This is a genomic window from Bradyrhizobium sp. SBR1B (assembly GCF_014198205.1).
Classification (GTDB): Bacteria; Pseudomonadota; Alphaproteobacteria; order Rhizobiales; family Xanthobacteraceae; genus Bradyrhizobium.
In genome coordinates, this window is the sequence record NZ_JACIHC010000010.1 from 1 (window position 1) to 22,339 (window position 22,339).

Below are 22,339 nucleotides of genomic sequence, written 5' to 3' on the forward strand. Positions count from 1 at the left end.
CAATGCGCGCCGACAAAACCGATCTGAGCTTCGAAGCAATGATCAACCTGACCGCCGCCGTGATAAACTCAAGATGAATCCAAACAGACCCTAGTCTACGTTACACATCCCCTCACAAGGCGAAAAGCATGCTGGGTGCCAAAACCGCCCATTCGAAACCCTCGATTGCCACGAAGCCGGCAACCGGCCGACTGTTTTTTCTCGAGGTCAGCACCAACCGCATTCAGGCCATGAATCCGGACGGCTCCAACCGAAAGGTTGTCGTCACTGATTGTCAACTTCCGGACGGTCTCGCTATCGATGTCCAAGCCGGACATATCTATTGGACCAATATGGGGTCCGCTATCGATGTCAACGATGGGTCGATTGAACGGGTCGACGTTGATGGACGAGCTCGGAAATTGATCGTGCCGCGCGGTGCGACCTTCACGCCAAAGCAGGTTCAACTCGATCAAAAGAACGACAAGCTCTATTGGTGCGACCGCGAAGGAATGCGCGTGATGCGCTGCAATCTCGATGGGTCAGAGATCGAGACGCTCATCGAAGCCGGTCGGGGCGACGTCGATCGATGGGACGCTACCAGGTGGTGCATTGGCATCGCGATCGATAACGAGCGTCGGCAGATCTATTGGACGCAGAAAGGTCCTGAAAATGCCGGGGTAGGGCGCATCTTTCGGGCCAATACCGTGATTCCTGACGGCGAAGACCCGGCGAACCGCTCGGATGTCGAGTTGCTCTACGGCGGTTTGCCCGAACCGATTCACTTGGAGTTCGATATGTCGAACCGAGCCCTTTATTGGACCGACCGCGGCGACCCTCCCCGCGGCAACACGGTCAATCGGGCAAGACCAGATAGAGACGCTAATCCAGAGATTCTGATCACGCACCTCATGGAGGGGATCGGCATCGCCATCAATGTTCCAGGCAATCAGATGTTCGTCACTGATCTCGCCGGATCAATCTATTCTGCTGATCTCGATGGAAAGAATAAGCGCAACTTGCTCTGGTCCCAAGGCAATTTCACGGGGATCGCATATGCCGAAATCTAACGCTCTCTTAGACGAATGCCACGGGTAATCCAGCTTGGCCGTCACATCGAGCCCACACGTACGTTGTGGCGCGCCCCGGGACGCGCAGTCTCACCAGAGAGGCAGATCGCGGCTAGTGAACTAATAGGGAAGGCAGCAGGCGCGCTGACGCAAGTCGTGCTGTGGGCGGATTGACGCCGGGCCGGAGTGGCGGACGTCAAATCGGACAGCTAGCCATGGTTATTCGGCGGACGACAAGAGGATACACAGGATGACATCCGCGAAAAAGGTCATTGTCACGATCGCTCCAACAGGAGGAGTGGTAAAAAAGTCGCAAAACCCGCACCTGCCGACGCAGCCCGCCGAGATCGCTGAGGACGTGTACCGGTGCCACGGCGCAGGGGCGTCAATCGTGGCGCTGCATGCGCGCAGACCCGACGAGGGTGCGACCTGCAATCCAGAGATCTACCAAGACATCAACTCGCGAATATCGGCAAAGTGCGACATCATCATCAACAATAGCACGGGTGGGGGTGTTGATGGAGACATGGTACGTGCGATCGAGCCTGGTTTCGACGAGGTCATATTCGCAGAGCGTCTTAAAGGTTTTAAAGCTGGCGCTGAAATGGCGACATTTGACGCTCACACGGTTCTCGCCAGTTTCAACGGTCGTGAGATTTTGATGAGCACCTCGCCGGCCCGGTGCGACATCATGGCAAAATGCTTTCAGGAGGCGGGCATCAAGCCGGAATGGGAGTGCTTTTCCCTCGCTCACCTTCTGCAAGATCCCATGCGTTTGATCAATGAAGGGATCGATAAGCCCCCGTATTGGATCAACTTCGTCCTTGGTGCCGATCGCGCAATCCAGGGTGGATTGCCCTATACGCCTCAGATCCTCGATATGCTCATCAGCAGTCTGCCGAAGAAGGCAATGTTTTGCGTCAGTGGGGTTGGTCGCGCCCAGTTACCCGCAACGACCCACGCAGTACTCGCCGGCGGACACGTTCGAGTTGGCCTAGAAGACAATTTGTACCTCGAACATGGCGTACTTGCCACCAATGTAGGGCTCGTTGAGAAAACAGTGCGCCTCATCCGAGAGCTTGGTTACGAGCCGGCGAAAACAACCGAGGCTCGCGCCGCTCTTGGACTTGCGAAACGCAAACATTCTGACCAGCCCTCCGGTTCTGCCGCAGGAGACCGGCACGATGGCGTTGGCCTTGGATGACGCGGCCTATCGCGCCGTGGACCAGCGAAACTCGTGGTTCACATATTTTCCACCCTCGGTTTGATCAGCCATGCCGCTTGGGGTGGATCGAGGCCGTCAGTTGCGGAAGGAAAACGAAATGGCGGACGCCGAGGCGAGGTCCGCCTTGGTCGCCAGCGCTGTTGCCAAAAACACGCGGCGACTTTTGCCCCTTTTAATACTCGGCTATCTTTTCAATAACATTGATCGCAGCAGCGTCGGCATCGCTGCGCTGCAAATGAACAAAGCCATCGGCTTGAGTGCCAGCCAATTCGGCTGGGGCGCAGGAATTCTTTTTGTCAGTTATTGCGTGCTGGAAGTGCCCAGCAACACGATCATGTATCGCTTTGGAGCGCGCCGCTGGTTCGCCCGCATCATGATCACCTGGGGACTTGCGGCCGCCTTGACGGCGTTTGTGGTCGGGCCGTACAGTTTCTACCTGGTCCGTTTGCTTCTGGGAGCTTTTGAATCAGGCTTCTTCCCCGGCGTGATTTGGTACCTTTCGATCTGGTTTCCGGTGCGATCACGAACGCGGGCAATCGCTTGGTTCATGGCTGCAACACCATTATCCTCCCTGATCGGCAACCCTCTCTCTGCCTGCTTGCTCGAGCTGGATGGAGTAGGGGGATTGGCAGGCTGGCAATGGATGTTCTTGCTTGAGGGCCTCCCGGCCTGCCTGCTCGGGCTCCTCTGCTTCGTTCTGCTTGCCGACAAGCCAGCTGATGCGTCGTGGCTGACACCTGGAGAACGGGAAGCGCTGCTCAAAGAAATCGCCACGGAAGAGCACACGAACGTCAGAAAGGACGTTTGGTCCGCAATAAAAGATGTCCGTGTCTTGATGTTGACGGCCATCGTGTTCGCTTTCACGATTGGCACATTCGGAATTGGAATCTGGCTTCCTTTGATTCTAAAGACTCACAATTTGAGCGACATGCAGGTGGGGTGGCTCTCGGCCGTGCCATATCTCTTTGTCAGCGTAGGCATGTTGTTCTGGGCAGGGCTTGTCGATCGCAAAGGATACAAGATCTACAATCTGATGGCAGCGTTGTTGCTGGGCGCGATTGGTCTCGTCTTTTCGGCGGTGCTCTCGTCTCTCTTCATGACACTCATATGCTTAACGCTTGCTCTTGTAGGCACGATCTCTGCGCGAACAATCCTGTACACGATGCCGCAGACGTTTCTGACTGGCGCGGCTGCTGCCGGGGGTATCGCTTTCATCAACTCCGTTGGTGCTTTTGGTGCTTTCGTTGGGCCTTACATGGTCGGCTCGCTTAAGGATGCGACGGGATCCTTTAACGCTGGCATGATTGGCATGGCCTTGATCCTCATTGTTGCGACGGCCATTGCCGGCAAGATGAGAAGGGTGTCCTGACTATGAGCTTGACGCGCGCGGAAACCGCGTTGATGTGGCTGCCTACCCGGCCCGGAGAGCGGTGGGCACTCGTAATGGGCGGGCTGCGCGAAGCACCGCTGTGCCAATCTCGATCCTGGTCGCTATCGAGCGCCGTCAATACTTTGTATCCATGCGCGACGCAGTTCCATCGCTCCGCTCCTCCGGGACCTCTGAGCATACGGCTTACATGCCGCCCTCGCTCGACACGAGTAGGCGCTGTGGGCAGCGGTCCCATGCCGCCATGCCGGGTGGGAGACGAGCTCGCCCGGAGCATGCGGCGTCGCCACGATCCTTCTTTTGGCCTTGCCACTCTATCGCCGCGATGCCCCGCACCGGCCCGCCCCCCCTGCCTTGCGGCTGCGAAGCCTATATCGCGGCTTACGCGTCAAATACGGTGTCGGTCAGAAGTTCAGCAGGGGTCCGTTGCGCGACGACCTCTCCTTTCTGAACCAGGAGCGCTCGGCCGACCAGAGATGCGAGGAAACTGAGGTCCTGGTCGGCGATGATCATGGCCGTCCTTTCAAGTCGGTGGATCTGCAAGAGGCATTCTGCGATCTCGTCGGTCACCGACGGCTGGACGCCTTCAGTTAATTCATCAAGGAGAAGAAGGCGCGGCGACCTGACCATGGTGCGCGCGAGCGCAAGCAGCTGTCGTTCCCCGCCGCTCAAGGCAGCACTGGGACGGTTAAGAAGTCGCTCAAGTCGCGGAAAAAGCGACATGATTTCGCTGAGCGACTTGGCATGGCCTGCACCTGGCATCATGCCTGCGAGCAAGAGATTTTCCTTCACCGTCAGGCCGGGGAATCCCGCTCCTCCCTGTGGGGTGTAGCCGAATCCCATCCGGCTGCGCTGGTAGGGGGGCAGGCCTTCGATCGCGACACCGTTCAGTTGGATTTTCCCGTCCTCAGCTGGAAGGAGGCCCATGATCGTCTTGAGCAAGGTCGTTTTACCCATCCCGTTCAGGCCGACGAGACCCAAGATTTCCTGAGCCGCGAGATCGAAACTTAGACGGCGCAACACCCGCGTCTTGTCGTAGCCGGCGCAGAGCCGCTCAATTTTCAGCATGGGCTGCGTCCTTCTTGCGACCGAGATAGATGTCCCGAACGGTTGCGTTGGCCTCAATCCTTTCCATGCTGTCTTCCACCAGCACCTTTCCCCTGTGCAGGACGGTGACCTTCTGGGCAAGACGGGCAATGAACTCAAGATCGTGCTCGACCACGATCACTGTGGCACGAGCGTTGAGCCGCTTGATGATGTCGACCGTCTTTAGCATCTCCTCGCGGGTCATGCCCGCAGTTGGCTCATCCAGGAGAGCAAGACGCGGATCGCTGGCGAGCAGCATGCCGAGCTCGCACCATTGGCGATGCGCGTGGGAAAGGGTTGCTGCCGGTCGCCTGGCGAGGAGGTCGTCAAAGCCTATTTCGGCTAGGACCAAGTCAACCGCGCTATCCAACTCGCGTTTGGTTAGTTTTCTTCGCAGCGCAGCGAGCCGTATATTCTCGCGGACGTCAAGATTGGCGTAGATGCTGGGAATCTGGTTTTTGATGGCAATCCCCCGGCGGGCAATGCGGTGTGTAGGTAGGCCCTGAAGATCCCGGCCCTCAAACAGAACATGCCCGCTGGTGGGCTGGTGTTGGTGCGTGAGGCATTTGAACAATGTACTCTTGCCGGCGCCATTCGGGCCGATCAGGCAGCGGATTTCGCCCACATCGACGATGAGGTCTACGCCGTCGACTGCGGCAACGCCGCCGAACCGTTTGATGAGCCCGCGGGTTGCGAGAATGGGAAAGCCGCTCATGCCGGTTTCTCCTTCCGCCATAGGATGCCAAATCGGTATATGAGCTTTAAATTTGCTATATGGACAATCGTCGGCTGAAGGCCTTGCGGCGCCAGCAGGACGAAGAAGACGATCGTCGCCCCGAAAATCAGCTCCGTGTTGAAGACCTGATTGGCGCCCAACTGGCTACTTAGAAGCTGAAAGGCAAAGCTTGCGACCACCGGCCCGACAAAGGTGCCAAGCCCGCCCGCAATAACCCACAGAACGAATTGCGAGGCTTGCGGAAGATCAAACACGTTTGGGCTGACGAACCCCATCACCGCTGTGTAAAGCGTCCCGCCGAACCCGGCAATGGCAGCACTTAAGGCAAAACCGAGGAGCTTGTAGAAGCGGATGTCGTAGCCCAGAAGTTCGCTCCGCAACTCGCTTTCGCGGACCGCCGTCATGATCCGGCCAGCATCGCTCGAACGCACAAGCCAGAGCAGAACATAGGCCCCCGCCAGCGCCAGAAGGCAGATCGAAAAGGTCGCCTCCGGAGATAAGGAGGCCTGCGGATCGCCGGGCATATTGAGCGATGGGATTGCGGTAATGCCGTTAAAGCCCCCTAATGGCACCGGCCCGATGTGAAACCAGGGATCGGCCGTCGACGTCATGAAAGAATAGAAGATCAAGCTCACGCAGAGCGTTATGACGGCAAGATAGACATCACCCAGCCGGCTGAAAAACAGGCAGAAGCCAAGGACCAGCGAGAATACGACCGGCAGTATGGTCCCGATCAACACGGCAAGCGTGCTATCGCCGAAATTGAGGACTGCGATGGCATAGGCATACGCACCGATACCAAAGAACACCGAATGCCCGAGGTTGAGGATTCCGAGCGTCCCCCAAATAAAGGCCAGTCCCAGCGCTGCAATCGCCATGGCGGACAAGGCGGACAAATTGACGAGGTCGAACGGCTCCAGAACGAACGGCCCGGTCACAGCAACGAGCACGAGCGCGAGCGGAAACACGGCCTGTTTGATGTGGCGCAGCATGATGTTATCGCCCCCCGGTCCACAAGCTGGAGACGCCCGTTGGAAACAGGCGCAGGATGATCACGGCCAAAAGTAACAGTGAGGCTTGGCCCACCACAGGCGTTGCGAAATAGGATAGCAGCGATTCCACTGGCCCAAGGATCGCTGCAGCTGACAGGAAGCCCGTGATGAGAGCGCCGCCACCGCTGATCACGGTCACGAAGGCGCGGGCGACATAGGCGGCCCCCATATGCGGAAGCACGCCCGATAGCGGCGCAAGCAGCGCGCCGGCGAGACCACTGGTTGCCGCGCCAATGACGAAGGTAGCCGCATAAACGCGATCGCAATCAACCCCGAGGGTCGCGGCCATCTCATGGTTCTGCATCGCGGCCCGCGCGATCAGCCCATATTTCGTCCAGTGCAGCGCCAACAGGGAGCCCACGACGAGCACAGCTGTGATCGCGATGAGATAGAGCTGGTAAGCGGCGATGGAATAGGCCCCCACTGGGATATTGCCAAGCGGTGCGCTCACGCCCAGCGTCGTGTTGCCGAAGATGGCTGTCACCGCGCCAATCAGGAACAGGCTAAGTCCCCAAGTTGCCAGCATGGTCGTCACCAAATGACCGTAGAGCCGCCGGATGATGAGACGCTCGACCACAGCGCCGATCAGGCCGACGACAATGGGCGAGACAACCAACATCGAAAGCCAAAGATTGACCCCAGCATGGTTGGCAATCACGGTGGCGTAACCGCCAAGCATGATGAATTCGCCATGGGCGAAGTTGATGACGCGCATCATGCCGAAGATGACGGCAAGCCCCAGGCTGATCAGGGCAAGAAGCGCAATCGAATTGACCACCGCAAAACACAATATGATGAACTGGTCCATGATCTATCTCGGCTTGCGAAAACAAGAGACGAGCAAATGGAGCTGCGGCGACGCAGAATGCGCCGCAGCTCTGGTCCACTAGATCTGGGGCATCAGGAACTCGGTCTGACCAGGATTGGTGAAGACGTTGCATTTGCCGCCATAGGTATCCGGCGCGATCTGCTCCTTCTTCTCGACCAGGCTCCAGACGCGGTTCTTGACCTTGATGATGTGAACGTCCTGCGTCGTATTGTGAGTGGGACCATCGGTGGTCATGACCCCGGCCGGACCTTCCCAGCGGATGCCGCTTTCGAGGGCCGCCAGAACCGCCTCCCGTTCGAAGCTGCCGGCACGTTTGACGGCTTCGGCCCAAAGCATGACCCCGCTGTAGCCGCCGAACACTTCACCGTTGATGTAGGGATGCTTCTTGCCGGCCACGGCTTCGACCTTGGCCAGAAACTCCTTGTTCTTGGGGGTGTCGAGTTCCTGGAAATAGTTGTAGGCGACGATCACCCCATCAGCTTCCTCCGGAGCAAGTACCTCATGCTCGTTGCCAGCGGCGAATACGATCGAGACAATCGGAATCTTGTTCAGCATGCCGGCCGCGGCCCATTGCCGATAGAATGACATGGCCGGACCGCCAACGAGGCAGGAATGCAGGATGTCAGGTTTGGCCGCCTGGATTTTTGCGATGGCCGCGGTGAAATCAGTGACATCCAACGGGTAGTAATCGTCGGCCAAGACCTGGCCGCCTTCACGCTTGGCCATCACGTGATTCCAAATGCCGAAATTGCGGGGGGCGTTGTAGTCTGACGCGATATAATAGAGCTTCTTGCCGAGATTCTTGAAAGACCACTCGAGCAGCGGAACGACCTGCTGGTTGCCGCCGGTATTGACGCAAAAAGTATTCTTCTCACAGAGCCCGCCTTCGTAAAAGGAACCATAGATGAACGGAACCTTGTGCTTGCGCAGAACGGGGCGTGTGGCCTCCCGGGCAGCGCCGCTGAGCGCACCTTGCACCATGACAACCCGATCGTTCAGCACCGCCTTCTGAGCGTATTGCGGGTATTTGTTGATGTCGGACTGGCCGTCATAAACCTTGAGCTCGACCTTTTTGCCGAGCAGGCCCCCGGCGGCATTGATCTCCTCGACAGCGACTTTCATGCACAAATTCGACGGCAGACCATAGATATCGAGAGGGCCCGACAAGTCGTGTAGCGATGCGATCGCAACGATGTCAGATGCAGCCCAAGCACGGCCAGAAAGTGCGCCAGCGATGGATGCCCCCGAGATTGCCGCAGAAGCGCCGAGAAACGTACGACGAGATAGCTTCATGTAAATGCTCCCTAGAGTTTTGGAGAGAGGAGGAGACGAGTTGCCGCCTAGGCAAGCGCGTGTTTCATTTGGCGCGGTGCAGCCGTCCGGCCGGGAAGTTGGACCATCCCTTTTGGGGGGACGGTCGCCGTAAGCGCCGCCGGCCTCAATCAAGGCATCAGAAAATCCGTCTGGTTCGGGTTAGTGAAGACATTGCATTTTCCGCCGTAAGTATCGGGGTGAATCTGCTCCTTCTTCTGTATCAGGCTCCAGGCGCGGTTCTTAACGGTGATGATGTGAACGTCCTGCGTGGTGTTGTGGGTGGGCCCGTCGGTGGTCATGATGCCCGCCGGTCCCTCCCACCGAATGCCGCTTTCAAATGCTGAGGTCACAGCGTCGCGCTCAAAACTGCCAGCGCGCTTGACCGCTTCTGCCCAAAGCATCACACCACTATAGCCGCCGAAAGCATCGCCATTGATGTAGGGGCGAGACTTGCCAACCGAGCTGTCGAGGCTAGCCAGGAACTCCTTGTTCTTTGGCGTGTCGAGTCCCTGGAAGTAATTGTAAGCGACGATCACACCATCGCTTTCTTCTGGTGCAAGAACTTCGTGCTCATTGCCTGCGCCGAAGACGATCGAGATGATCGGAATCTTCTTGAGCATTCCAGCTGCCGCCCACTGCCGATAAAAGGCCATGGCGGGGCCGCCGACCAGGCAGGAATGGACCATATCAGGCTTCGCCGCCTGGATCTTTGCGATGGCCGCCGTGAAGTCGGTGACGTCTAACGGATAGTAGTCGTCGGCCAATACCTTGCCGCCTTCGCGCTTCGCCACCACATGGTTCCAGATGCCGAAATTGCGGGGCGCATTGTAGTCCGAGGCGATGTAATAGAGCTTCTTGCCGAGGTTCTGGAACGACCATTCCAGCAGTGGGACGACCTGCTGGTTACCACCCGTGTTGACGCAGAACGAATTTTTCTCGCAGAGGCCACCTTCGTAAAGTGAGCCGTAAAAGAACGGCACCTTGTAACGGCGCATAATTGGCCGCGTTGCTTCTCGGGCGGCGCCGGTCATGGCACCCTGAAGCATCACACACCTGTCGTTCAGTAGAGCCTTTTGCACGTATTGCGGGTATTTGTTGATATCGGACTGGGCGTCGTAGATCTTGAGGTCGATCTTTTTTCCAAGAAGACCACCGGCAGCATTGATCTGATCCACAGCGACCTTCATGCACAAGTTCGATGGCGCGCCATAGATGTCGAATGGGCCGGACAAATCATGCAGCGAGGCGATAGCGACTGTGTCAGAGGCGGCAAAGGCGCGACTGGCAAATGAGCCGGCGAGGGATGCTGCAGAAATGACTGCTGTAGAGCGGAGAAACGTACGGCGGGATAGATTCACGAGAAAGCTCCTTCGAGATTCGAATATAGGAATTCAACGGCGCAACGAGGACCGCCGCCGGGACCGGACGACGGAGGGGCGGGCTTGAAGCGTATCGGCGAGGAACGCGACCTCGCTGCCTTGAGGAATTAGAGCTCGCTCGCTCGTGCCATGGGAACGACTTGACGCTCGACGGGAAGATCAGGATCGTACAGATACTTTGCGCTTTTATCGAGAAAGTCGTGGGTATGGATCACCACAGCATCCGCATTCAAGAATGCGATTGCATAGGCCGGCGGTTCCATGCTGCAGGGAATTCCTCGCCTACGCCCAAAATCGAGCCAGACTTGATGATTGAGCCCGCGCAGGGTCGAGAAGGGAATCCGCCGCCAACTTCCGGCGATCGGCCGATGCACATGTCCAAAGAACAGGTGGCGGATAGAATGCCCCAGAAGAATGTTTCCGAAGGCCTCGCCATCGCCGAGCATCAGTTCATCCGCAGGTCGAAAATGAACCGAGAGCGGCGGGTGATGCATGAACAGATAGATCGGTGTGCCCTTCGCTTCTTCCAGGCGCGCTCGAAGCCAGGCCTGGCGCCTCGCACAATAAAGACCGGTATGGCTGTCGGAGCGCTTGGTATCGAGAAAAAGAAAGCGCCCGACGGCTGTATCCAGTACCGACTGGACGAAGCCGCCATCGTCCAGCAAAGTATCAGAAAATACACTGCGAAAGTTGTCGCGGTCGTCGTGATTGCCCATCAGAAGCCGAACCGGCATCGGCAAGACCTCGAGTGCTTTGCGCAGGCAAAGATAGGCGCTCCTCTCGCCGTGATGGGCAAGGTCACCTGTAATGACACAAAGCTCAGCGTCCGAATGGTGCTTTGCGATGTCGGCAAGGCAGGCATCTAGGCGTTGACCTGGATCATTCTCGAAGAGACGCTCACCTGTCGGAACGAGGTGGAGGTCGGTGATTTGGATGATTTTCATCTGTGATATCTGCGAGCGTGTCACGCTTTTTAGGATGCGATGGCTTGAGCAGATCGTACGGAGCTCGTGTTCCAGAGCCGGCGGGACGCAATCTCGGCACCTTGTGTTAGCGATTCAAGCTTGCGCCAGGAAATGTCCGGATCGACAGTGTGGAATGTTGCGAAGCTGGCGAAGCCGCAATCCGTGCCGGCGATCACGCGCTCGCGCCCGACCAGATTGGCATATTGTTCGATGCGCTGCGCCACGACTTCGGGGTGCTCGATATAGTTCGTGCAGGTATCGATGACGCCGGGCACGATGACCTTGTCTTCGGGCAATCGGGTTTCCTTGAACAGGCTCCATTCATGCGAATGACGTGGATTTGCCGCCTCAAGCAGCAGCGCCATTGGTCGCGCCTTGATGACGATGTCGAAGATTTCGTGAAGATCGATGTCATGATGATGGGGCGACTCGTAATTTCCCCAACACAAATGCATGCGCATGCGATCAGCGGGGATGTCGCGCAGAGCATGATTGAGCACTTCGACGTGCAGCGCGATTTCCTTGCGGAATTCCGCAACATCCATCGGATTGGCTCGAAAATGGCGGCCGAGCGCGAGATCCGGACAATCGATCTGCAGAAGAAGCCCTGAGTCGCCGATGGCATCGTACTCCTGCTTCATCGCATCGGCCAGCGCATAGAGGTAGGCTTCCTGAGACGGATAGAAACTGTTCGGCATGTAATGCGCCATGATTCCGGGAGAAGATGCGTTCATGAACGCCTCTTCGACAGAAACCATATCGAGCGCCTTCTTGAGGTTGGCGATGTCAGTCGCAACAGCCGCTTTTCCCTGATACTCAATCGGCCCAATGCAGGCTGGCGTCTTGATGTCTAGATTGACCCTCTTCGCGAAATTGGAAAACTCTGCCAATTCAGAGAGCACAAGTGGCTGATCAACTCCGGTCAGGCCCGTCATGCGCTCGCGCGCGTAGGTCGCATAGGCGTATTTGCTCATCTCGCCATCATCGACAATGGTCAAGCCGATGCTGGCCTGCTTCTGGACGACGTCGGTCACCGCCGCACTGACATCGCCAGCTAACGACAACCGGGCGGCGGGGTCCAAGTTGCCCTTCTCTTTCGCCAGCAGCTTCTCCTCCAACGCGGGCGGCCGCGGCAGACTACCGACATGCGTCGAGAGGATCCGGTCAATGCTTATTTTCATCGTGTATCCTATTGCTTGCAGTGAAAAACGTCGTCCCGGGCCCCTTTGGTAGAAGGGGAGGGCTCCTGTATGGATGCCGTGCGGGTGAGCGTTGCGCTGTTGGCCTGGCGCGAGGAGTGCCCGCCCGCTTTCATTGAGCGGGGCATAGCAAGTGCTGTTGACGCGGAAATGTCTTGATATTAGCGCAGCTAATAGCAGCGTCACTGGTTCTACAGGAGATGATAAATCTCACGTTCAACGATTTTGCTGCCGCTGCTCTGGCCCGTTGAAGGCGAGCTCAGGAGTTTGGTTGCAGCATCGCTGACGAAATCGCGCAAAACAATGCTCTTTAGCAAATAGAGGTGTAGTGTGAAGCTGATCATCTCGCTTGTGGCCTTGTACAAACTGCCGAGATGGCGCCATCACACCCATCGAAACCCGGGCCCGCAAGCGATGACCAGCGTTGCGTGGACCGCCTCAACGTACCAATCTGTTGGGCCTTCTCAGATGTGATGCCCTAAGCCTCGCGCGAAACTGCCGCCGGACGCGCGGTACCTTCGTCGCGCTCAGTGGTCGAGCTGGTCGTCCACTTTGTACAAAGGTGACGCCTGGCTGACAAACCCAAGGTTGAGCCCGGTTTAAGGTGTGCGCAACGAACATTGGTTTAATGGGCCTGGCGCGGACCGCCAGGGGCAGCGTCAACCCTTCTCGGAGACGGCAGATGTTTGACAATTCAGATGCCGTGTGATCTTCATCACAGCGACAGCCATTGTATGGCGATCTGTGAGCCAGTCGGCAAGCGCTTGGTCGTGCTAAGCGAAAGTGGTTTGAGAGACGTCGATTTTTTAAGCGGCATGTAAGGTCAATAGCGCTGCAAGGTGTAGGTACTTCAAGAGAGCGCCGCTCATCTCTTACGACTCGGATGATCGAGGAGCACCTACGTATTGGCGACAATTCGATAAGCAGAAGGCTGTCGTGCCTGAGAACCTGGTGCCGATGTGGACCCAGAGTTTTGGAGATCCAGGTGAGCGGATGGCATTAGCGCCGCGAGATGCGATCATAGCCAATTCAAAAGAGTCCGACTTTGGAATCGGCGGGCGCCATGCGGTCAGGCGAGTCTAGAGGTTAGGCTTGCTGAGGCGAAGAATGCTCGCGCGAGAGGGCTATGGGGGCCATGAAGATCAGTTCTCACCAGATAGCAGCGTTCACAGAAGTGTTCCGGCGAAGAAGCGTTTCGGACGCCGCGGCTGTACTCGGCGTTACCCAGTCGGCCGTTACCCAGCATCTTGCAAAGCTTGAGCAACGTATGGGGACGACACTCTTCATCCGCCATCGCAATGGGCTTGAGCCGACGAAGCCGGCTCAAGAGCTATTTGCGCTGACTGATCGCGTGCGGGTTCTAGAGCAACTCGTTGCGGAGACGATTGGTGCCTACAGCGACCTTTCAGCTGGGCATCTCACGGTGATCGCAAATGCGCCTCGTCCAGCGATGCCCATCATCTCGGAGTTCAACAGACGGTTTCCAGCGGTGAGAATATCCTTCTCGCTAGTGACTTGGGAGCTTGCGAAGCAACGGCTTGAGCAACATGACGTGGATATTGCCATCATCACTGAGCCTGATGACATCGCCAGTCTATTTCACGTGGAGCTGAGCAAGACGCGGCTTATGGCGCTTATCCACCGGGAGCATCCGCTTGCGAAGAGAGAGACACTCGGTCTGGCTGAACTTGCTCGGGAAAGAGTCATTTTAACCGAGGACGGTTCACTCACGTTGCGCGAAATCCAGAAAGCATGCCGAGAGAACGGCATAAGCATGCCGAACATAATCAAAATGACCACCTACCCGGTTCTAAAGGAAGCTGTTCTGCACGGAATTGGGATAGGAATCCTTCTCGAAGACAGTGTGTTTCTAACAGAAGAACTCGTTTATAAATCGGTCGACGAGCTCAGCATCCATTTCAAAACGTACATAGTAACGACGCCCGATAAACAACGACTGCGATCCGTCAAATCCTTCTTTGATACCGTCCAAATTCTTTAACGACGCCATCTAGCCGTCGTCAAAAGCAGGGGTCCAGGGCTGCGTCGCTCACGTTGCGGCCTGACGCAACCTAGCTAGTTTAGGTTGAGCGCTAGGACCAAGCACGATGAAAGTCTGTGAACACCCTGCCACCACAGCAGCATGCAAAAGATCTGGCGCGCTTTTAAGACGCGACGATACATGGCAGGCTGGCTTGATGTGTAGGCCATTTAGCTGAGCGTGGGTATCGCAGGTGAGGCGTTTGCTAGGTGTGCCGGCGGTCACGTTTGTGCAACCATTCCTGGCAATCTTGATCTCTACGCTGAATTCGTTCAGTCGCCCGGCCCTTCTTTTCGATCCTGGAAGTACGAAGCCGTCGGCCCAAGAAGGAGCCGGTGCAGGAGCTTGAAGTCTTCACCACAACCGGTGTGTGAGGCGATACGATCGGCCTTGTGGGACAAACCTGCCGCACTTCGGACGAAAAGCCTGACGTAACGCCGCAACTGTCGGATCTGGCAGCAGTCACGTTTGAGCTGGCTACGCCAAAATCTTGCCGTATCGCCCTGAGACTGGGCTGCTCGGATGGGCGTGCAAAAACGAAGAAAGCGAAGACTTAGAGAGTTGCTGCCGGCCGAGCAGATTTGCCGGTCTGAAGCGGAGGTGCCCACTTGGATATCGAGCGGAGTGGGCCGATGAACATTGCAGAAGACTGCCGACGAGCGGCCGAGGAGATCGAAAGGGCCTTAAAAGCGTCGACGTCGATTGGGCACGTTGTCTGGACGGTAGGGCTTTTAGCCTTGCTGCTGTTCGTCGCGCTGTACCTTCCTTGGTAGACATTTCGAACTCTGCAAGGTCGGCCTTGAGGTCGAGGCGGATACGATTGCCGGATTGTAAAATTGCGCTTGGTGTGCGGTGAGGAGCGCCCGTCAAGCTGCGCTGTCCTCCTTAACGAAGAGGATGGGACGCGTTGTGCCCTTCGGTCACCACCGTGCTCGCGACCGCCTGCGCACCGAGGCTGCGCTGAAGCGATCAATAGTGCTGGCTCGGCGCCCGGATATTGGCTCCGCCGGTGCACCAAATCATATATGGCTTCACCTACCATCCCTCATTGAGAATCCGTAACGGACGTATACACAGAGAGGATGCGTTGCAGTTCATCATGCGGGCGTGGTCGGCCCGCATGAACAGCCTCAACGGCAACGTCTGCGGATTGCTCTTCTCCTTCCCAAACAAGCGCGCCGTCGCCCTCACACGCGGTTTGCGCGGTTAGTCTCGTGGGCGCCCTTGCTCGCGAGCACCATCGCCTGAAGCTGTCGGCAGAACCCAGAGTCTATCCTGTATATGCGTCAGCGGGACCGCTAAAGCCTCAAAAGCCGACTTCACGTTTGCGTACGCTGCCTCCTTCAAGGCGACATCCTCAGGCTCGATCTCGTCATGTGCGGTCAGCGCCGCTGCATAATCTTGATAGAGCGGCATTTGGGCCTCGTTGATCCAGCCGAGACCGAGATGGTGGAACTGATCAGCCGGGACGGTGATGCGGCTTCTATCGAGCTCCCGGAGGTAGTCCGCCGACCAGTCGTGGATGGTATAGGATTCAATCTTATCCATCATCGACCGCCAGCGCTTGACGCGATCCTCTAGAGGCATGTCAGTCGCTTTCGAAATGGCGTCTGCAATCTGTTCGGGGTTGTTTGGGTCAATCAGCAGCGCCTCATCTTCGCTGAAATCCTCAGCCGCTCCCGCAAACTTCGATAAAATGAGAACACCGGGATCATTTGGGTCTTGCGCCGCGACATATTCTTTCGCCACGAGATTCATGCCATCTCGCAATGGCGTAACCAGACCTACATGTGCGGCGCGGTAAAGACGGGCGAGTGCGGCCTGGCTGAACGAGTCATTTGTGTAGTGGATCGGCGTCCGCCCGTTCGTGCCGTGCTCAGCATTGACGCGGCTGATCGCATCCTCCACGTCCTCCTTGTACTTTTGATATTCTTCAACGTCCGCGCGGGAGGATGGCGCGATCTGCAGCAAGGAGATGCTGCCAGGATTTGCGGCTAAAAGGTGGTTGAACGCTTCGACCCGCTTGTCGATACCCTTCGTGTAGTCGAGCCGGTCCACGCCGATGGCAAATTTTTTGCCCTCAAATTTCTGCAATAATGATGAGAGTTTTTCTTCCTCTGCGGTCGAAAGGTCTGCTGAAAGATACTCTGCGAACTGTTTTGGATCAATTCCGATCGGGAATTTTTGAAGGCGCGTCTGGCCGCGCTCTGTTGTCACGATGCCATCCTTGCTCTCCAGACCGAAACATACGCGCTGGCAGTCGCGGAAATTGTTCAGATCCCGGTCTGTCTGAAAGCCGAGCAGATCGTACTCCAGCATCATCTTCATAAGTTCACGGGAGTGGGGTACGCGCTCGATCACGTCGGGCGCCGGCCATGGCGTATGCAGGAAAAAGCCGATTGGTCGGTCAATGCCGAGCCGATGCAGGTCGGCTGCGAGGGGAAGTAAATGATAGTCATGCACCCAGAACGCGTCCCGATCGCGGACATCGAAGACCGCTCGCGCGATAAACGCGCTCACGTTGCGATAGCTTTCATAATCGCCTTCGGAGCCTGACATCCGCTGGACCAGGGAGTGCAGTGCTGGCCACAGTGTCGAATTCGAAAAACCTCGATAATAGCCGGGATGGTCAGCTTCCGGCAGGTCTAGCCTCGCCACGTCACCTGCACCGGCCTTCACCAGCGGCAAGGGCCGATCAGTCCCATCGCCGCGGTTATCCGAGGAACCTATCCAGAGTCCACCGGAACGTTCCACGACCGGCTCAAGCGCCGCCGCAAGCCCTCCGGTCTGGGGCTTATTTGGGTCGAAGGGGGCAACTCGGTTGGAGATGACGACCAGCTTCATATCGGGCGTCCGCTTTACCGTCTCGAGGCGGTCCTCCTCGTCGCTTGAGACCACAGCAGCGGAAGGTCCTCCTGCTTCGTGTTGCCTCCGCTCCAACGGCATGTCATCCAAGTGCATGTCGAAACCGGCTTGGGATGCACTTCTGTCTTGGTCCAAAGGGCCTGAAGTCGTGGTGTCGAGAGTGTCATTGATCCGAACCATCTCGTAACTCCGTTTGACGATGTTTCCGCTTGATGCATTCGCGGGTCGACCGAGAGAACTCCACGGTGCGAGGCTAGCAGGTCCAGCTTTCTGCAAGCTGACCAATCGCGAGGTTAGATAGGCGCGCAGACGCCGCTCCTAGGCGAAACAAGGGCAACAATTGGCCCAGGAAAACTTGCTGATGAGGTGATGCACGGTTTGGTGAGCTTGACGTCAAACTGGATTGGCTGGAAGCGAAACGGTCGGCCTTTGATCATCACGACCATCGCAGCGGGGTTTTTTCGTGTTCCTCCATAATGATGACACGCCAGGAATCGAGCATCCGTTCATCCGCCTAGCAGGCGAGAGCGCCTGTAAGATGCTCATCACAGAGATTGTTAAGCCGGCGACCCCATGTGTGCGCTGTAGCCGAGCCTAAGCACAATACGCTCCACCCCCAGAATGATTGCGACAAATCGTGTGGTCCCACCTTGGCGCGCCCTGTTCCTAAGCTGCGTGAATGCGATCGGAATTTGAGAAAATTCTCAGCCAACCGGGCGCGCTCAAGGTCAAAGCTGCTTCGCGCCAAATCAGTTGTCGCCGAATGTATGACAGGATTGGAGGATCTGGAGCGAAGGCTTGAGAGTCGAGCCGTCTGATCGTCGATCGATGAATGCCGGCGAAACTTTGCGGCAAACAGATCAACAGGTACCTCACGAACGCCCAAATCGCGAAGCGTCGATGATCCTGTTGACCAGTATGCCACCAAACCGTTTTCAGTCGGTCATGCGATCGCTGAGGGCGGCTGGCGCAGTACGATCCCCAGGGGTTGCGCGCAGAGTGGCTCCACATACGGGGCGTATCGCCCCATCTTTGGCAAGATGGGCTGTTCGCGCAGATGTTGATCAAATGTCAAAGCTCTTCAACTTGAACCGACCAATTCAACGATTTGTCCTTCTCGAAGGCCTTTGAGTTGCCGGTAGCCGTGTCTAGAGGCGGCGCAGTCAGGTTCACGATGTTTGCTATGGTCTCGGGACGGCGCCCGGGTTCGCAGGTGGTGCTGGCCTCGGAAACCGCCCATGCCCTGATGATGACCAGTGCTGGCCAGACCGTGTCTGGCGATCCGAAAGAGGGGCAGAAAACGATATTTACCTAATTGGCGAGACGGCAGAAAGAGGATTAATAAGCGAGTGCGATCCGGCGCTTGCCGCAGCTTCGTCAGCTTCTCGAAAGCTTCCCCGAATACGGACTAACTCACTGATCCCGGAGGCTGGTAGGGACTCGCACAATGTTGACATATCCAATGTAGCACCTCCGCCTCCCATACAGAACGCGGTTTCGGGCGGTCAACTGAACCTGCCGAAAGAAGAAGACTTGGAGCAGCACTTAGATGCGCCCTATTTTGAGTATTTGCCGTTTTTACAGATCGAACTACGCGGTCTGTTGCATGAGGAGCGCGTGACGTCCGGCGTAGTTCAGAAAGCCGGGTGTCGGCTGAGGCGCACTACTGATAATGATTTCAATTTTGCGGTCTCGAACGAACGTAGATGCATCGGAGCGCCCGAATTCCTGACGGTTGCGCTTTAATCGGCGTGCGCAGGCCTAACTCACGAGCTCTTCGAGTGCTCCAACCATCGCGCAACGCTTTATCTGTCCAGCGCACATGCATGATCCTATTGCGCGACCGCAGGTCCGGACATTTTCTGCGTCTTACAAATGTCATCTTGCGCAGGCCACTGACACGCGCGGCGGCTCGATCGAGCCCAGCGCTCCATATCAGATCGCAACGGGCGCAGATGCTCGTGACAAAGCACGAGGAGGTCGATGACAAAGCGTTTTCGTAACTGGGCCTTACTGTCCATACTCACCTCCACGCTCGTCTTCCCCGTCGCGAAAGCGCAAGACCGCCGGATTATCAGCGAACCTGTTGCACCTCATACGGTGTGCGACCGCCCCGTGCCGTCTGGGAAGCAAGACACGGCCATGTTGCAAGATGCCATCGACCAATGCCCTTCCGGCGCCGCCGTGTATTTAGCGCGTGGCGAATTCCGCTCGGGCCCACTCGAGATGAAATCGGGTGTGACCCTATGGGTTGGACGCGGCGCCAGGCTGATTGCGATCCCCGAGCCTGCTGCTTACGACAAGGGTCTCGGCCAATGTGGTCGCATTGCGGAAAAGGGCGACGGTTGCCGACCATTCATCAGCTTTTCCAAGACGCGTGGTGGCGGCATCTATGGAGAAGGCGTCATCGATGGTCAGGGCGGCACATTGATTGCCGGCAGCGCGGAAACATGGTGGCAGCTCGCCCGCCGCGCCCAAGCCCAGGGCGGTAACCAGAACGCCCCGCGCTTGATCCAGATCGATCATGCACAGGACATCACGTTGTCTGGTGTCACACTGCGCAACGCTCCCAATTTTCATATCGCGATGAACCGGGGCGAAGGTGCCACATTTTGGGGCCTCACGATCGATACGCCGGCGGATGCCCGCAACACCGATGGCATCGACGTTGGCGCGAGTCAGGATGTGACCATCACCCACAGCTTGATCCGCACGGGAGACGACAACGTCGCAATTAAGGCCGGCGACAATGGTTCAAGCAGCCGTATCTCGATTATCGATAATTATTTCGGCTCGGGGCATGGCATGTCGATCGGCAGGGAGGTGAATTCCGGAGTCAGGGACATATTGGTGCGTAACCTGACGTTGGATGGTACGACATCGGGCCTGCGCATCAAGAGCGATGTTAGTCGGGGCGGTCTGGTCGAGGGCGTGACTTATGAGTACGTGTGCCTGCGTGGCAACCGGTGGCCAGTCTCTTTCGACGCAAAATATGATCCGCAAGCTCGAGGCACGAGGATTCCGGTCTATCGGCAAATCCTTCTTCGTCATGTGCATGGTGATACCGGAGTATTGCTGATGCGCGGCCTAGACGAGGGGCATGCGCTTGACGTGACACTCGAAGATGTCCGATTTGCCAGTTCCGCGACTTGGCAAGTTGAGCACGCGAAAGTCACCGCAAATCACGCCGACGTATCGCCGCCGCTGCCAGGGCGAGCTGCAGAACCGCTGCAGCGTGGGTCGGAGGTTTGTTCCGGGGCATTCCGGGATGGCAAACGCTAGGCACGAGGTTCGCTGCAAAATTCAAGAGGTAAGTGTCGCATGTCGTCGACAACGACCGGTGTTGACGAAAGTGACGCTCATTGTCCGGACTTCGTTGCGGTTGTCCGACAGCTTGCAGGCCTGGGAATGCGAAGGTGACTTGGAGGGCTTGACGTGGCGTATAAGTGGTTGTCTGGCCGCTCAGCGTTTGCGCTGAGATACCTCTATCTACTTCGCTGCCGTCTCAACGAAGTGTAAGATCACATGAGGAACTTCGTCCGCCGCGCTACGCTTCTGACGGGATGTCTTTGCATCCCGTCAGCTTATGCTCAGCCGCTGTTGGTGTCGCATGTGGAAAATGCGGACTATCACTCTGTGCAGGAAGCCATCGACGCATTGCCGGTGGAAGGTGGAGATGTCCGGATCGCTCCGGGCATCTATCGTGAGAAGGTCAAAATCTCCAGATCAGGCGTTCATCTCTTAGGGACGGGCAGCAATCCGGAGGATACCGTCATTGTCTATGGCGACGGCGCCGTCAAAGTAGGAGGAACCGTTCGCTCGGCGACATTAAGTGCCACTGGTGATGACCTCCGGCTCGATAATCTGAGCATACAAAACGACTACGCCCTCAATCCGGCGAATCCACCCTCGCAGGCGGTTGCACTGTCCCTTACGGGAGACAAGGACGTCGTGACGCGCGTGCGCCTGCTCGGCGCCCAGGACACTCTGTTTGCCGGCAAGGGTCCGAACGGCAGAATGTCACGTCAATACTTCTCGAACTGCTACATCGAAGGACATGTAGATTTCGTATTTGGCAATGCCAAGGCCTGGTTCCGCCAATGTGAGTTGCACGGCATCGCCAATCAATCGGTTGTCTTTACTGCACAGAGCAAGGCAGAGCCCGATGAGGACAGCGGCTATGTTTTTGATCACTGCACCCTAAGTGCGGACCCTGCCGCGGGCGACATCTCGCTTGGCCGCCCTTGGCGGCCTACGCCACAGTGGTCTTCCTGTCGACAAAGATAGATGCGCAAGTCGTTGCGGAGGGCTGGCGCGAATGGGACTCCGGCAAGACCAACTCCTTGAGCTCGAGCTATTTTGCCGAATATAGATCGTTCGGGAGCGGGGCTAACCCCCCGGGCCGCGAGCCTTACTCTCATCAACTGACACATGACGAAGCCTCTAGATGGTCGCTGGGGCTGTTCTTCGAGGGCGTCACAGATTGGTTGCCAAGGGAATCATATCGTTTGAAGACAAAGCAATAGTCCCAAGACGACGACGATCGTCGGATGAATGACGGGGAGTGTGAGGGAGGCGCGAGCTATCATGCCTCACCGACATCGCGCTGGCTAGCATATTTGTTGGTAGTTGAAGCCTGACCAGAAGGTTGCTCACGAAGAGGGAAGAGCGCCCTCGAACGAGCGATCGGCGAGTGCTTGATGAACGCGATGCAAGCTGTAAAGGCGTCAAACTCACGATGCCTGACTTGCTTCGTGGCGATTGGCAAAGTCCTTAAGGCGGATTGGGCGGGCCGCTGCAGCCCCTGCCTATGTCAGGATCCGCCGTCAACCAGGCAATTCACCGGGCTCACGTGACCGATCATTGATCCGACGCCACCTCGCGAAATAGGGGCATCACCGTCGAAACCATTTCCATACAGCCACCGATCCCCCGGAAAGGTTTGTACTTTTGCTGTTGCCACGCGAACAACGGAAGGACTGATTGTGCGCAACTCCTGTGGAAACTTCGTAGACGGAGCCGTCGGTAGCGTCTCAGCCATCAGGACTTGACAGAACCCTTTAGCATGTCCACGAACTTACCACTGGGCCGCTGCAGCCAGCTGCGCGGGATTTTGCCGCATCGCTTTTTCGGCCCTTCTTCGGGATGGGTGCGCGGAACGGAACGAACCGCTCATCATCCCGATTGTTCGCCATGCTCGGTCGAAAGGGTT

General features: G+C 57.1%; 15 protein-coding genes and 1 pseudogene. 7 read left to right on the plus strand and 9 right to left on the minus strand.

Annotation, left to right across the window (positions count from 1 at the left end):
- Positions 1–128: 128 nt before the first annotated feature.
- From GGD61_RS23815 to GGD61_RS23825, 3 genes are all read left to right on the plus strand, one after another.
- Complete coding sequence (locus GGD61_RS23815; protein ID WP_183231218.1) at positions 129–1,049, plus strand: 3-hydroxyacyl-CoA dehydrogenase; 921 nt, start codon at positions 129–131, stop codon at positions 1,047–1,049.
- 250 nt (positions 1,050–1,299) lie between these two features.
- Entirely contained in the window at positions 1,300–2,253 is a 954-nt protein-coding gene (locus GGD61_RS23820; RefSeq protein WP_183231219.1) for a 3-keto-5-aminohexanoate cleavage protein, read from the plus strand.
- Between the two features lie 118 nt (positions 2,254–2,371).
- On the plus strand, positions 2,372–3,643 hold the full coding sequence (locus GGD61_RS23825; RefSeq protein WP_183231220.1) for an MFS transporter: 1,272 nt from the start codon (positions 2,372–2,374) through the stop codon (positions 3,641–3,643).
- A gap of 399 nt (positions 3,644–4,042) precedes the next feature.
- Here GGD61_RS23825 and GGD61_RS23830 read toward each other — a convergent pair whose 3' ends face one another.
- The 8 genes from GGD61_RS23830 to GGD61_RS23865 form a co-directional block, all read right to left on the minus strand.
- On the minus strand, positions 4,043–4,729 hold the full coding sequence (locus GGD61_RS23830) for an ABC transporter ATP-binding protein (protein ID WP_183231221.1): 687 nt from the start codon (positions 4,727–4,729) through the stop codon (positions 4,043–4,045).
- Complete coding sequence (locus tag GGD61_RS23835) at positions 4,716–5,462, minus strand: ATP-binding cassette domain-containing protein (protein ID WP_183231222.1); 747 nt, start codon at positions 5,460–5,462, stop codon at positions 4,716–4,718. Before GGD61_RS23835 ends, GGD61_RS23830 begins: the two co-directional genes overlap by 14 nt.
- A complete protein-coding gene (locus tag GGD61_RS23840) occupies positions 5,459–6,475 on the minus strand; it encodes a branched-chain amino acid ABC transporter permease (protein ID WP_183231223.1) in 1,017 nt (338 codons plus the stop codon). Before GGD61_RS23840 ends, GGD61_RS23835 begins: the two co-directional genes overlap by 4 nt.
- 4 nt (positions 6,476–6,479) lie before the next feature.
- Complete coding sequence (locus GGD61_RS23845; protein ID WP_183231224.1) at positions 6,480–7,343, minus strand: branched-chain amino acid ABC transporter permease; 864 nt, start codon at positions 7,341–7,343, stop codon at positions 6,480–6,482.
- Between the two features lie 78 nt (positions 7,344–7,421).
- On the minus strand, positions 7,422–8,657 hold the full coding sequence (locus GGD61_RS23850) for an ABC transporter substrate-binding protein (RefSeq protein ID WP_183231225.1): 1,236 nt from the start codon (positions 8,655–8,657) through the stop codon (positions 7,422–7,424).
- A 149-nt stretch (positions 8,658–8,806) separates the two neighbouring features.
- On the minus strand, positions 8,807–10,036 hold the full coding sequence (locus GGD61_RS23855; RefSeq protein ID WP_183231226.1) for an ABC transporter substrate-binding protein: 1,230 nt from the start codon (positions 10,034–10,036) through the stop codon (positions 8,807–8,809).
- 128 nt (positions 10,037–10,164) lie between these two features.
- Entirely contained in the window at positions 10,165–11,001 is an 837-nt protein-coding gene (locus tag GGD61_RS23860) for a phosphodiesterase (protein WP_183231227.1), read from the minus strand.
- A gap of 29 nt (positions 11,002–11,030) precedes the next feature.
- Entirely contained in the window at positions 11,031–12,203 is a 1,173-nt protein-coding gene (locus GGD61_RS23865; protein WP_183231228.1) for a cobalamin-independent methionine synthase II family protein, read from the minus strand.
- Between the two features lie 1,153 nt (positions 12,204–13,356).
- Here GGD61_RS23865 and GGD61_RS23870 point away from each other — a divergent pair.
- Together GGD61_RS23870 and GGD61_RS23875 are read left to right on the plus strand one after the other, a co-directional pair.
- Complete coding sequence (locus GGD61_RS23870) at positions 13,357–14,223, plus strand: LysR family transcriptional regulator (RefSeq protein ID WP_183231229.1); 867 nt, start codon at positions 13,357–13,359, stop codon at positions 14,221–14,223.
- 671 nt (positions 14,224–14,894) lie between these two features.
- Positions 14,895–15,035: a hypothetical protein gene (locus GGD61_RS23875; protein WP_183231230.1), complete on the plus strand. Its 141-nt coding sequence runs from the start codon at positions 14,895–14,897 to the stop codon at positions 15,033–15,035.
- 433 nt (positions 15,036–15,468) lie between these two features.
- Here GGD61_RS23875 and GGD61_RS23880 read toward each other — a convergent pair whose 3' ends face one another.
- Positions 15,469–17,307: a trehalose-6-phosphate synthase gene (locus GGD61_RS23880; protein WP_183231231.1), complete on the minus strand. Its 1,839-nt coding sequence runs from the start codon at positions 17,305–17,307 to the stop codon at positions 15,469–15,471.
- Between the two features lie 1,803 nt (positions 17,308–19,110).
- Here GGD61_RS23880 and GGD61_RS23885 point away from each other — a divergent pair.
- Together GGD61_RS23885 and GGD61_RS23890 are read left to right on the plus strand one after the other, a co-directional pair.
- Positions 19,111–20,409, plus strand: a complete 1,299-nt coding sequence (locus GGD61_RS23885; RefSeq protein ID WP_183231232.1) for a glycoside hydrolase family 28 protein — start codon at positions 19,111–19,113, stop codon at positions 20,407–20,409.
- A 243-nt stretch (positions 20,410–20,652) separates the two neighbouring features.
- A pseudogene (locus tag GGD61_RS23890) lies at positions 20,653–21,653 on the plus strand (pectinesterase family protein).
- The last annotated feature ends 686 nt before the right edge of the window (positions 21,654–22,339 follow it).